Source organism: Streptococcaceae bacterium ESL0729 (genome assembly GCA_029391995.1).
GTDB lineage: Bacteria > Bacillota > Bacilli > Lactobacillales > Streptococcaceae > Floricoccus.
In genome coordinates, this window is record CP113924.1 from 868255 (window position 1) to 882342 (window position 14088).

Annotated in this window: 11 protein-coding genes; all 11 read right to left on the bottom strand. The window is 37.5% G+C overall.

Annotated elements, in window-relative coordinates; genetic code table 11:
• Positions 1–16: 16 nt before the first annotated feature.
• Positions 17–1657 (bottom strand): ABC transporter ATP-binding protein, encoded by a 1641-nt coding sequence (locus tag OZX68_04370; GenBank protein ID WEV60163.1) that lies wholly within the window; start codon positions 1655–1657, stop codon positions 17–19.
• On the bottom strand, positions 1650–2873 hold the full coding sequence (locus OZX68_04375; protein ID WEV60164.1) for an MFS transporter: 1224 nt from the start codon (positions 2871–2873) through the stop codon (positions 1650–1652). The genes OZX68_04370 and OZX68_04375 overlap by 8 nt, the downstream gene beginning before the upstream one ends.
• Before the next feature lie 20 nt (positions 2874–2893).
• A complete protein-coding gene (locus OZX68_04380) occupies positions 2894–5836 on the bottom strand; it encodes an AMP-binding protein (GenBank protein ID WEV60165.1) in 2943 nt (980 codons plus the stop codon).
• A gap of 161 nt (positions 5837–5997) precedes the next feature.
• Complete coding sequence (locus OZX68_04385) at positions 5998–6327, bottom strand: hypothetical protein (GenBank protein WEV60166.1); 330 nt, start codon at positions 6325–6327, stop codon at positions 5998–6000.
• 221 nt (positions 6328–6548) lie between these two features.
• The gene (locus OZX68_04390; protein ID WEV60167.1) at positions 6549–6926 is read right to left on the bottom strand and encodes a hypothetical protein; all 378 of its coding nucleotides are present in this window, start codon (positions 6924–6926) and stop codon (positions 6549–6551) included.
• The gene (locus OZX68_04395; GenBank protein ID WEV60168.1) at positions 6916–7131 is read right to left on the bottom strand and encodes a helix-turn-helix transcriptional regulator; all 216 of its coding nucleotides are present in this window, start codon (positions 7129–7131) and stop codon (positions 6916–6918) included. The genes OZX68_04390 and OZX68_04395 overlap by 11 nt, the downstream gene beginning before the upstream one ends.
• Before the next feature lie 417 nt (positions 7132–7548).
• Complete coding sequence (locus tag OZX68_04400) at positions 7549–7959, bottom strand: HIT domain-containing protein (GenBank protein WEV60169.1); 411 nt, start codon at positions 7957–7959, stop codon at positions 7549–7551.
• 100 nt (positions 7960–8059) lie between these two features.
• The gene (gene rlmD / locus OZX68_04405; protein ID WEV60170.1) at positions 8060–9424 is read right to left on the bottom strand and encodes a 23S rRNA (uracil(1939)-C(5))-methyltransferase RlmD; all 1365 of its coding nucleotides are present in this window, start codon (positions 9422–9424) and stop codon (positions 8060–8062) included.
• Positions 9425–9523: 99 nt separating this feature from the next.
• Complete coding sequence (locus OZX68_04410; protein ID WEV60171.1) at positions 9524–10837, bottom strand: LCP family protein; 1314 nt, start codon at positions 10835–10837, stop codon at positions 9524–9526.
• A gap of 29 nt (positions 10838–10866) precedes the next feature.
• Positions 10867–11652, bottom strand: a complete 786-nt coding sequence (locus OZX68_04415) for a hypothetical protein (protein ID WEV60172.1) — start codon at positions 11650–11652, stop codon at positions 10867–10869.
• Positions 11653–11774: 122 nt separating this feature from the next.
• Entirely contained in the window at positions 11775–13691 is a 1917-nt protein-coding gene (locus OZX68_04420) for an ABC-F family ATP-binding cassette domain-containing protein (protein ID WEV60173.1), read from the bottom strand.
• Between the last annotated feature and the right edge of the window lie 397 nt (positions 13692–14088).

Sequence of the window (14088 nt, forward strand, 5' to 3'; positions counted from 1 at the left end):
CTTCCAACCTTTCTTTTTAACCAACATATAAGATATTAGCAGCATTATCTGTTAACTTATCGTGAGAAATAATAAGTATAATCTTATCTTTGGCACATTCTTTAATGATTTTTAATAGATCTGGATATAATTTATTTGATATGTTTGAAAATGGTTCATCCAGGATAATCAACTGAGCTTGAGGCTTGGTCAAGGTAGCTAGTAAATTAATAAGCTGCCTTTCACCTCCTGACAGATTTTCAAATTTTTTATGACGGTAGGAGTCAAAGTCTTGCTTTAAATCCATCAGACTGGGTAAAAAATTGATAAACTTGTCAAATGGGCTGGTCCTCAAAATTTTCTTCAAGTCATCTTCTGGCAAGTAGGTCTCAAGGACATCGGCCACTGAAATAGTCTGGCAAACATTATTTTGAACCATAAAGGAAATTGATTTTTTCCTAAGAGATCTAAGATCTAAGGAGTTGATATCTTGATTGTTAATCTTAATTGAGCCCTCGTAGTTATTTTTAAGAAGTCCGACCAGAGTTTTCATGAGGCTAGTTTTTCCACTACCATTTTTCCCTTTAATGAAATAGATTTGACCTCTTTTAAAGTTTGCGGTCAAGCTGCTTGTATAAAGATGGTCCTCTATATCTCCAGCTGGCCTAGAAAGATTAAGGTCTGTCACTGAAAGATTATTAATCTCTTGGGGGCATAGGTCTCCTTCTATGTCTTGGGGCAGGTCTAGTAGTTCATTTAACCTAGCTACAGCACCCCTGTACTCTTCCAGGTCAACAGCCAGGTAAAAGAAATTATCAACTGATGAAATAAAGGTGCTAAAATACTGAATAACTGCGGTAAAACTACCAATTGTCATCTTCTTTTGAACAACTGACACACCACCCACCCAGAAGAAAAGAGCCTGGGCTAGGAAGGTTGTGACAATTTGGATGGTTGAAATCGTATATCTTAGGCCAAAATTTGCCTTGACGGATTCCATAAAGGGAGTCCATTTTTTGTTAAGCCTTGCTCCTTCAAACTCCTCCGTCCTTTGAATAAAAATCTCAGATAATCTTTGAAAAATACTGCTTTTACCGGCCGCAAAATGATTGTCTCTTTCCCTGATTATATTGAATGACGAATACATTTTTTGGCGGAAATACAGGTAAATTCCAATATAGACTAGAACAATCAGATAAAAGTAGAGGAAGACTTGCCTCTCTAAATAAAAGAGGATAAGGGAGATTACTACAAGGGTCAAAACATCCTTGATAAATTTAGGTAGCCTGACAAAGAGGAAATGGACAACAATTTCAAGGTCAGAGTTTATTCTTGAATTTAAGTACTGCCCTTCATAGTTTTCAAGGCTAGAATAATCCTTTTGAAAAATCTTATTCACCAAAAACTGATACAATTTGTAGTTTACGTCAACAAGACTCACATATTCAATCCGGCTTGAGAAATAAGAAACCATAAGTCTGGCCACAAAGATGGCTACTCCTCCCAGGCAAAGATAGATATATGTTTTAGAAAGAGTCTCCGCAACCAGATTATTAATCAACATCCCTTCCAAAAGAGGGGTTGAAATCTCAATAGCTGTAAGAATAAGAACCAAGATAACCTGAAAAATACCGTAGCTTGTAAATTTACCAAGCTCCTTTTTTAATAAGCTATTCATTTTCCCTTCCCCCTAGGCAAATCGAAATTACAGCCAGTAAGAAAATAGCAAGCCCCACTAAAATAAAGGTCAGGCTATGTACAGCTTGGGGAATTAGGGTAATCAGGGCTGTTCCAAATGGCATAAAAAGAATGGCAATGGTAAAGACTGTCGAAAAAACACGTCCTAAATAATCATCAGCTACCTTAGACTGAATGCTACTTACAAAATGAATATTATAGATGGTCAAAAAGAACATAAAAATCAGATTACCTAAATAAGAAATTAAAGAGCCAAAAGAAAGAAAACTTGGAGCTGCAATAATGGCAATCCCTAGGCCACTAAGTCCTAGAGAGCTCAAAAGGGCAAACCTTGTATTGGGCAAGAATTTAGCACAAATGGCCCCTAAAATTGAACCTATGGCCCCAAAGGTTAAAAGTTTAGAATAAAATTCCTGGTCACCAAAAATTTGATTGGAAAAAGGCATCAAATAATTATAAAAAGAGATAAAAAAGTTAACAAAGGCTGAGGTCACAAGAAGCTCAAAGAGCCTTTTATCCGATTTAATATATTTTAGACCGTCTTTTATATCCTCTAAAAGCTCTGCAAAATTCCTTTTAACGCTTGCCTTTTGCCTGTTTTTTACTGCCTTCTCTTTTTCAACTTCCTCACCACTTCCTCTCTCAAAAACCGTCAGCATTACCAAGTAGCAGGCTAGAAAACTTAAAGCAGTCACAAGTAGGGTCGCCCGAATTCCAAAGCTATTATAAATATAAAAGGACATGAGAGGGGACAGGACGCTAAAAACTTGCATAATTGTCTCTAAAACTGAATTAAAAGAAAGAATTTTACTTTTTTCAATGGCATTAGGAATTAGGGACTTGAAGGCAGTACTGGCAAAGGAGTACATGATGGCAAGGATAATGTTTGCGACCACTATCCCGTAAAGCATCAATTTGTCATCCCCGATTAAAGAAATTAAGAGGCAGGCCAAAAAACTTACAAGGTCCGTAAATAGGATTATCTTCTTTCTCTTAAAGCGGTCCGCCACAGCTCCTGCAATGGGATTAAAAAAGATGGAAATCAGAGTTTCCGACATCTGATAGATTCCCAGGTACTTTTGGCCCAGGGCACCCATGGAGGCAATCCAAACACTGTTGGCATAATCATAGGTAACACTTCCTACCTGGTATAAAATTCGGTTAACTAATAGCTTAAAATAATTGTCCTTCTTCAAATTCTGCTCCTTGACTCCTCTTAAATGTTAATAAGCCCTTGGGTGATTGGTAGGAAAATTAAATCCTCACCACAAGAAAAGTAGCTTATGTAAAGTTTGGCCCTTGAAAAATTCTCAAGTGAGTACTGCTGCTTACTTAGCTCTTCAATGGTCTCTTCCAAGTCTTTTTCTCTAATGGCTCCTAAAAAATTGCTGCTAAATTTTAAATTATCATCCAAGTAAAATTCATACTTTTTCAGATCTTCTGGAATATAAGGGTAGGCCTTATAAATGCTATTGTTTAAGTTGTCTCCCCTTAAAAAGTAAGAGTAAATAAGGTCATAAGACTTCCTAAAGCTCTCCTCACTGTCTTCTTTGTGGTAAACAAAGGGCAGGGTAGTGTGGACGTCACCAAAGACCTGGCTAAAGTCGTACCCATCAAATTGACGCAGGTTAATGATGGTTGAACCTGCGACAATATTTTGATCCTGGGACTGGCACAAGAGGCTTGCCAGAATAAAGTTTCCGTAAAAAATGTTGTCGTAGTGATTCTTGTAGGGTGTTTTCACCCTCAGATAGTTCTTAGCTTCCTCGTAAGATTTGCTATAAAAATCAGCTCCTGCTACCAGCTCAAAGCCTTGACTACAAACAGCTTCAAGACTTTCTGGCCTAGAATTTTCATTGATAAAACGAATAAAATCACTGTAAGTTGGGTTACTTTCTAAGGTTCCCCCTTCAAGGACGGTCAAAACATCTCTTTCAAGGATGCTTAAAGACGACTTGTCAGTAATCAAATGATTGATGAAAAAGTGGAGTTCTGAGGTATCCTCTACAAAGTAAACCTCCCACAAAAGACGATCAATGACCACATCCTCCAGGTCTTTAATGATTAAGTCCCTAAGGTTTTCCAGGGTATTTCGAGAAATAACTGGAATTTTATGCCTGTAAGGTTCATATACTGCTAGCTTTTGCCCTTCATCTTGTCTGATGAAAGAACGCAAGAGTTCTGATTTTTCAATGACCTTGTCCACAAGCCCCTCAATTTGCCCAATTTCTCTAACTTCCTCAGGTAGTACAAGCTTTAGTTCTAAAACTTGACAAAAATCGTCGGCCAAATAAGCCTTCTGCAGGTAGTATGAATTTTTAAGCTCGCACGCACCACGCTTAAGGACAAGTTTATTTAACTCTCTAATATTTTTGAGATTGGCAAAGTAGTTAGCCTTCTGGAAATCCGTTAGCTGATCCTTGTCATGGCTTTTAGTTCTATAATTGCCCGTAAGATGCGATTTTATGTCCTTTATGGTCTGATTTTGCTTTAAGAAATCCTCAGATAAATTAAGACCATAGTAGTCTTCAAGGGCCACAATTACCTCAATTTCCCTTAGGGAATCCATCTGGGATAAAAGCCTCAAATTCTTATCATCGTCTATTGAAGGAAGATTCAAAATGCCTGCAATAAGAGAGTTTAAACTTTCAGTCCGTGGCCTCTTCTCTTCTAGCTTATCTGGTTCTTGCCAATCTGCCTGGTATTTCTGCTTGAATTCTTCCTCCAGGAAGGCAAGGTCAAGCTTATTACTGGCCGTTAATTTAAATTCCTTGACTAAAACATGATAAGAGGGAATCATATAGCTAGGCAAATGATCTTCTAGGCAGTTTTTTAGGTAAGAAAAATCAAGCCATCTATCAGAAAAAAGCACTAAATTATTATCAATTTTTAAGACATTGAAACTAGTAAAATCATCAATGTAAGAATGAATGGCCTGCTCAATTTCTGCCAGTTCAATCCTAATTCCATTTATCTTGACCTGCTTGTCCTCCCGGCCCTGGTAGTAAATCAGGCCATCTTCCTTATAGCCCAAATCTCCAGTTCGGTAGTAGGTTTTCCCATCAAGATTTATAAAACGCTCCGCAGTAAGTTCAGGATTACCAAAATAGCCACGACTTACCCCGCAACCTCCAATCAAAATCTCGCCCTGATTTGGGTTTATCAACTGATCTTGATAAAATTTAATATCTGCTCCCTTTAAGGGTTGACCGATTGGAACACTTGAACCTTCAATTGGCCTTTTAATCTGATAGTAGCTAGCATAAATGGTTGTTTCTGTTGGACCATAGCAGTTAAAAAGATTAAGCTCAGGCATTAAGGTTAAGAGCTGGTTGGCCAGATTAACAGGCAGGGCTTCACCTGCTAGGATAATGTTTTTAAGTCCTGTATCCTTAAAGTCGCTTCGGGTCATAGCAAGGAGAGTTTTTAAGGAAGTGGGAGAAAGGGCAATGTGACTGATAGAGCCCTCCAATAGGATTTTTTTAAGGTTTTTAAACTGCTGAATGGGGGTACCTGGCTCCATAAACTGCAAGCTACCTGTACCGAAAATAAAGGACAGACTTTCATGGAAGGAAACATCAAACTGAGGCGGAGTTGAGATGATAAAGGTGTCACCTTCTGTAAAGGGCACAAGTTCATTCATTTGATCTAAGAGCCAGTAAAGGTTGTCAAAAGTCACCGCAACCATCTTAGGATTTCCTGTAGTTCCTGAGGTTGATAGGATATAGGCAGTATCACTCCCGCTTTGGCTGGCTACCCGACTAATACCTAAAGCGTATTTACTTGTCTGTGAAGACTCAAAGGAAAGCTCTTTTATATGGTCTAAACTTCCTTCATAATTTCTCGTCAAAATTAATTTACTGTTAATGGCTACAAGCATGTTCTCTACCTTTTTTGGCGGAGTATTGCTGTTGATGGGCATATAAATCTTTCCCGCCTTCCAAGCCGCAAGCATGGCCGTCAAATAGTCTAAGTTATCATTTGAAAGAATAGGCACAATGTCCAGACCCTCAAACTCTTTTTCTATAAATGCTGCTAGTTGATTTACCCTTTGGTCAAAATCCTTGTAGGTCAAAGATTTGCCATTAGACATTTTCAAGATAATCTTTCTAGCTCTTTTTTCAACTACTTTTTCATATTTTTTCAATAATCTATTCATTTTCATCCCCTATACAAAACCCAATATTATCCTCTATTAAAGCATAATTTTTTATTTATCAATAATAATATATGGACGGATGTGAATTTTTAGGTAAGAAAAAAGACTTGTAGAAGTCTTTTTGTCTAAGTTATTAAAAAATCAAAAAACCACAGGAATCCTCAGCCACATGCCCAGAAAAAATCCTTTTGACCTTTTTTAAAGGCTAAAACAGCGGCAAATGTGCGATATGACTCTAGTACATAGGTTGAGCGATACTCCTCGCCTTCAATGGTTGGAAACCTTAAGACTTGAAATCTTGGCTTCACTTCTTCATCTGATGGCTCCGTATTTAAATGTATGAAACTAGGATTTTTTACTTTCCAAGTCAAATCAACTGCCGCTACACCCCAGTTTGAATAATCATCTTTCTTAATTTCAGGGTCCATAGGAGCCCAATAAAACTTGAATTTATTACCTTTTTGCACAATTAAGTGATACTTTCCGTTCATAAGCTGCTCCCTTCAACTATCTGAATTATTAACTAGAATAGTTATATCTGCACTGTATTAATCATATATTATTTTAACATAAAATTAAAAATAAATATTTAAATAAGCAAAAATAGTCTTGTGATAAACTGATATATCTAATTTTCATCAAAAAACAACCCAAAAATCTCTTGGATTGCCTTGCATTAAGTGTTAGATATACGATTAAGGGTGTCATCAACTTAATAATTTTTATGATAATAAGAAAACATCAAAAGATTAGCCATTTTTAAAATTAAATAAGCTGTTAAGGTTAGGACCAAAATAAGAAAGTCGACCTGCATGATACTAAAAGTAAGTAGTAGCAAACCAAAAACGCCATCAAGCATGTCAAAGGCAAATGCCTTGGCCTTAATATCAATTTGATAATTTCTTTCGTCTCGGTCGATAACTTTCTTCCTTGTTATAGGAAGAATGATCATCGAGATACTAACTGCTATTAGAATACCGTACCTAAGATTACTTGGAAGCACCTTTAGTAAGACCAATACAATAGCTACTAGTAGCAGGGTAAAAATAGCGATTTCCTTGTAATTAACTTGAGTTTTTTTAGTTTCCATGATTTTCATCCTCCTCGGTGTAAATAAAAATTTCCTCAACATTTTTTCCAAAGTACCTTGCAATCTTCATTGCTAGTAGAATGGATGGGTTATAACGACCATTTTCAAGCGAGCTGATTGTCTGCCTGGTAACCCCTAGATACTTTGCAAAGTCTTGCTGGCTGACCTTTTTTTCCTTCCGCAAACTTTCTAAATTATTTAGCAAAATTAATCTCCTTTCTACCTGTAGTCACAAAATCTTCTATAAATAAAATTAATTTTCCATAAATGTAGCTTTAAGCCATTTTATGTAAAGTTAACTTTCCATAAGTCTACCACTAAATTTAATATATGTAAAGCTAACTTTCCAATAATTATAAATAAGTAAAAATAATCACCCCTCAATCATAAAAAAACAACCCAAGAAAATCTTGGATTGTTTTTTACTATCATATATTACACCCGTGTAAGCAGCCCTACTACTTCCACATGCCTTGACATGACGAGATTGATGTCTTGGGCTTTTTTATAAATCTCATTTATTTCTTAGTAACATTCTGAGGGTCTTTTTGAAATAATAATCTTACCAATACTAAGTAAGACTACTAGAATAAATAATTTATCTAATAAATTATTTATTCTGTCAAAATGTAATTTTTAATGTTTGAAAAAGCTCCTCGGAAGTTTCGTACTTCTTGTTAGATAAAATTGGCCATGCATTAATACCATCATCAATACTCCTTGGGATGAGATGGTAGTGGATATGTTCAACAGATTGCCCTGCACTTTTTCCACTAGCCATTAAGATATTAACTCCAGTATAGCCACAATTATTTATTAAGTGGTCATTTATCATAAATAATGTTTTTTGAAGCTCAATATATTTTTCAACACTAACATCATTTAAATTAGCAAAGTGATCTTTTGTAATAACTAATATATGTGCACTCACATCTGGCTTATTTGACAAAAAAGCCATTGTTGTATCATTTTCAAAAATTATTCTTCCAGATTTTTTTCGTGAGACAATATCACAAAAAACACAAGAATCCATAAATTTTTCCCTCTCTAAGTTAAATGAACTACCAATTTTTCCACACATTCAATATTAGATTTTATCAGCAATTGCTCATACGTTTTAAATACAGTGGGCTTTAATCCACTCTCACCAGTAGCCCTACTACTTCAACATGGTGGGTTTGTGGGAAGAGGTCAACTGGGGTAACTTCTTGAAGCTTGTAACCGCGAGTAGCGAAGCGTTCTACGTCACGGGCAAATGTTGCGGGATTACATGAAATGTAGACTATAGCACGGGCTCCTGTTTGGCTGGCACTTTCGATAAATGACTCATCCAGTCCCTTACGCGGTGGGTCAACAAAGATAAGGTCAGGCTTGATGCCTTCTTCCACCCATTCACCCATAACACGCTCAGCCTTGCCAAGCTTGTACTCAACATTATAAAGGTCGTTAATCTGAGCATTAATCTGTGCATTGGCCACAGCTGATGGGACAGATTCCACCCCGTAAACTTTTTTCACACGGTCAGCTAGTGATAGGCCGATGGTACCAATACCTGAATAAGCATCAATGACTACATCATCTTCTGATAAGTCTGCCATGCGGATAGCTTCTTGATAAAGTTTTTCAGCCATTTGAGTATTAACTTGGTAGAAGGATGCGGCTGAAATTTGATATTTATTGCCTAACATGGTGTCTTCAATGTGGTCACGCCCATAAAGAACATAATAATCAGGGCCAAAAAGACCATTGCCACTGCTTTCATTGACATTTTGCATGATTGAAACAATGTTTGGGAACTTCTCAACCAGTTTTTCAACAATTTGATCAACCCTAAAAATTTTCTTCTTGGTAGTGATTAAAGTAACCATAATCTCACCTGTATTGTAGGCACGGCGAACCATAATATTACGAATCAGACCAGTCTTGTTAATCTCATTATAAGGTTTGAGGTCAAAACGACGCAACAAGTCCCTGACAAAGATTACAATCTCATCAATTTCACCATCTTGGATGAAAAAGTCTTCCACTGGAATTAAATCATGGCTTCCTTTTTTAAAGAAACCTGTTTCAGTTTGACCCTTGACCCGTCTTACAGGAATCTGAGCCTTATTACGGTATTTGGTAGCATTTTCTGCTGCCAGAGCCTGGTTGAGCTCAAAATCTGTAAGGCCTGCTGTTTTTTTAAGAATTTCCTTGACCTGCTTAACCTTAAAGTCAACCTGTTTATCATATTTTAGGTGGCCGAGGTCTGCAATACCTGTACGCAGATAGTCAATATTTAAGTCTTCAACACGGTCAGCTGATTTTGTAAGATACTCCTCAACTCGGCCAAAACCAAATTTTTTACCAACCTTTAAGACACGCATCCTAATTTTTTCACCTGGAAGGGTATTTTCTACAAAGAAAGGATAACCATCTATTTTCACAACACCACTACCTTCGTGGGTTAAATCAATTACTTGTGCTTCAATTATATCGTTTTTTACTAAATTCATCATGTCCTTATTATAGCACGATTTTACAAAGATTTATTGCGACTTTCCTACAAATAATTAAAGCAAGGTCATTATCATGTTTGACCTTGCTTTAATTATTTTTTAATTGCCTAGGGTATTATCAAGCTTAAGCTTGTACTTGTCAAAATCAACCTCAATGGCTGCACCACCGTACTTGTCCATGACATCAACCCAGTCGCCAAGTTCAGGTACTGTAAAGCTTTCAATCCCATTTTTTGCGTGTAGGAGGGTCGGAAGGGCCTTGGTCACAATCAAGGAATCAGGAACATCTGTCGATGTTAGAGCCTTAATGGTTCCAATGGCACTTGCTCCTGTGAAGAGGGTCATCGGATTTTTAGCCTGTGACAAGATAGCTGAAAGAACCTGCTGCTGGCGTTTGGTACGACCGTAATCGCCCTCGTCGTCCTTCCTAAACCTTGCATAGTTAAGGAGGGTTCGCCCGTCCATTTTCTGGTTACCCACCTTGATAATCTGGACAGGATCTTGGTGTTCAGGAGTCCAGTTTAAATCATCTGGAACGCTAACCTCGCTGACCTGTTCTCCACCAACGGTTGAAAACTGAGCATCAATCTTAACTCCACCAGGGAAGAGGGAGTCAATAACTTCAGCAAAGCTTGTAAAGTTAACCATGGCATAGTACTGAATATCTAGGCCGTAATTTTCCTTAAGGGTTGCCCTGACTAACTCTGCCCCCTTATTGCCTTCCTGCTCGCCCAGATTAAAGGCCAAATTAAGCTTACTATCTTCCCAACCTTCAGGGCTATAACCTGGAATATTGACTAAGGTATCCCGCATAAAGCTCACTAATTTTACCTTCTTATCAGGAGCACCGATTTGTAGGACCATCATACTATCACTTCGGGCATCCCCCATTGACTGGTAGTCCCTTTGGTCGGTCCCCAAGATTAAAATATTTATAGCCCCATTTTGGGTTTTGGTCCCGTTAAATTCCTCCACTGTAAAATTCCCAGCAGGGGTACTTTTTACCTTGAAGTAACCATAGGCAAAGAAGGCTATCATTAGAAGAATAATTATAAGGAGTAGATTACGAATGGTCTTACCTAAAGATCGTTTTCTTTTGACTTTAACCTTCTTCTTAGCTTGCTTGACCTTTTTTACCGGCCTAAAGTCAGAATTATCATCTTCTTGATCTTCATCATAATCATCCTGGTAGAAGGCTTGTGGCCTGTCTTTTCTGAAAATTTTCTGAGAGGTATCCTCCAGATTTTCTTCTTCACTAAAAGATGCTCCATCAAAAGAATTCCCATCAAAGGAAACTTCTTCCAGTCCTTCGATTCGCTTCAGTCGTTCTAATTCAATTTTTTCATTTTGATTCAAGTACTTGTAATTTCGCTCCAAGTACTCTCTTCTTCTCTTAAATTTTTTATCCATCATTAAAACCTTACTAAAAGAGGAAAATTAGCTTATTCCTCTTTATTGGTTAGCACACCATTAACAAAATTTCCCTTTAAAACTTGTCCGTCAATCGCCTTATATTGCCCTTGGCCATTAGGTATCCCCAAAGAAAATTCACCTTCGTATTCAGCCTGGTTGGCAAATTTGATATTACCCTTGTAGACCAGACCATGCGTGTCCCAAGAACCTACATAAGAAAATTCATTGCTGGTCTCCTCATAGGTTCCCTTAGAATAATCAAGCTTATTACCATTAGCTAGGACAATGTTAGCTGATATTTGACTGCCTACGCTACCCTGTACCAGGTTTTTATCAGCATCCGTATACTCAAATTTCCCCACAAGCTTACCAGCCTTGAAGGTTCCCTTTAAAAGGCTCCCATTTGAAAAACTGAGGCTTGCAGGGCCTTCGTAGCTTCCCCTTTTAACCTTGCCCTCATAGGTATAATCATCCGTTTTAATTGTCTGATTCTTACCCGACCAGGAAAAAAGATCCAAGGAAAGACTGGCAAAAATAACCATCATTACAAGACTTAGGCCAATAAATAAATCCATGAAGGATTTACTTGTCTTTACCCTTGAAGACTTTTTACTGTCATTTAGCTCAAAGGCATCTAATTTTTGTCCGCTAGCTTCCTCAGCTAAATCAGCTTGGGCCAATTCATAATCAATCTCCTTGAGCTCATCTTGGACAAGCTCCTTTACAGCTTCATCCTCGTTAGTTATTTGAGCTGCACGCTTACTTTGGGCAGCCTCCCTTGCCTGGGCAAGTTTTTTTCTGATATCTTCTGTCATTTTTTATCTCATGTATTTATTTTTGCTTTACTAGCTAGTATTTTATATAACAAGCACAATTATATCATAGTATTCCTCAAAAGCGAAAAGACTTTGGAAAATGATTACCTGACTCTAATTTCTTAACCAAGTTCATCAAGTTTTTCCATCAAATCAGTCCAAGCTTCCAGTAAATCCTCTTGTTCAAGGGCTAATTTGTCAAGAGATGCTTGAAGGTCAATAAGAATCAAATGGTCCTTTTCGACTAGCATGGACTGATTAATGGCTTCACTTTCAGAATCATTTGCAGCCATTTTTTCTTCACAGCTTGCTATATCACGCTCAAGCTTTCTTCTGTACCTTTGGGCTTCCTTTTGAAGCTTATAATCATCCTCTTCAAGAAGCTGACTTTTAACTGGAGCATTCTCCTGGTCATAAATCTCCTTAAGGGCAGCTTCTTCAGCTTTTTTCTCCAGGTAATAATCATAGTCTCCCAAATAAAGCTTGCTTCCCTCAGCCGTCAGCTCAAGAACCTTACTGGCTAGTTTATTGATGAAATACCTGTCATGACTGACAAAAAGAAGGGTACCGTCAAAATCAACAAGGGCACTTTCCAAAACCTCCCGGCTATCGATATCTAGGTGGTTGGTCGGCTCATCAAGGACTAAAAAGTTATCATTTTTCATGGATAATTTTGCCAGCAGTAACCGAGCCTTCTCACCACCAGACAGCATACCGACTGTTTTTTCAACGTCATTACCCGTAAAGAGGAAGGAACCAAGTCTAGTCCTGATATCAGCCTCTGGCACCAGGCGATTTTCATTCCACAATTCTTCAAGAACGGTATTGCTTTTGGTCAAATCTTTTTGTTCCTGGTCATAGTAACCAAGCATAACATTGGCTCCAAGGCTTGCTTGACCCTTGACAAAGGGAACCTGACCGATTATCGACCTGATCAGAGTTGTTTTCCCGACTCCGTTTTCTCCCACAATGGCAATTGAGTCATACTTTCTTTCCTCAAAATTCACAGGCTCACTCATGATGTCTCCATCATAGCCAATGGCCGCATCCTCCACCTTCAAGACCACATTTCCGCTTTCCTTTTCAGGAATAAAGGCAAAGTTCACTGCCTTGTCTTGGCTTACAGGCTTGTCAAGGACTGACATCTTCTCAAGCTGCTTTCTCCTTGACTGAGCCCTTTTAGTGGTGCTAGCCCTTGCAATATTTCTATTTACAAAGTCTTCAAGATTTGCAATTTCCTTTTGCTGCTTCTCAAATTCCTTGAGTTCCCTGGCTAGTTTTTCAGCCCTTAATTCAACATACTTGGAATAATTACCAGCGTATCTAGTCAACTCACCCCTTGATAATTCAAAGGTTTCATTGACTACCTTATCAAGGAAATAACGGTCATGGCTGACAATTAAGAGGGCACCTCGGTAATTTTTCAGGTAGTTTTCAAGCCAAGAAAGGGTATCAATATCCAGGTGGTTGGTCGGCTCATCAAGAATTAGAAGGTCAGGATATTCAACCAGCATCTTAGCCAGAGCCAGCCTGGTTTTTTGGCCCCCTGAAAGACTGGTTATCTTCATCTCCCACATGTCCTCAGGAAATTTAAAACCATTTAAAACACTCTTGATCTCAGAATCATAGGAAAAGCCATTTTTAGCCCGAAATTCCTCAGTCAGACTATCATACCTGCTCATTAAAGCTTCAAGCTCACTTCCAAGCAAGTCAGACATCTGAAGCTCCATTCTGCGGAGTTCTTTTTCCATACCGATAACCTGGCTAAAAGAAGTAAGCATCTCCTCATAGATGGTCTTGTCCGACGAAAAATTACTATCTTGGGCTAGATAGCTCATTGACAGATTCTTAATTTTTGAAATCTCTCCCCTGTTGGGACTTTCAACCCCTGCAATTATTTTTAAAAGAGTTGATTTTCCAGCCCCATTTTTTCCGACAAGGGCAATTTTACTGGTATCACTAATTGAAAAACTAATATTTTCAAAAAGGACATCTCCACCAAAATTTCGTTCCAACTTATTTCCCTGTAGTAAGATCAATCTATACCTCCCACATCTGACCTAAAAAGCCGATGTTCACCTTTAATTTTCTAAGATTCATTAATATTCCATAATTATATAAAAAGACGAACGAAAAGACAAATGGAGCCTACCTAAGCTTGAATTTAGACCATAATTCCATAACTTTTCCCTAATTCTTTGCCTATAGTAAAAGTATATTGCTTTTTAATTGTAAATGAGTTATAGTAGACAACGTATTAATTTTAATAGATTGTTTAATTAACTATCTTATAATTGATATTGTGAATTATTTTAAATATTATAAACTTATTTTAACAATTACCTAATATTTTTTGTCTTATGAAATGTAAGAAAGCCCTTATTTTATAAGGGTTTCAGAAATTTTCTTGAAAGATTTCATGAAAACAAATTTGGT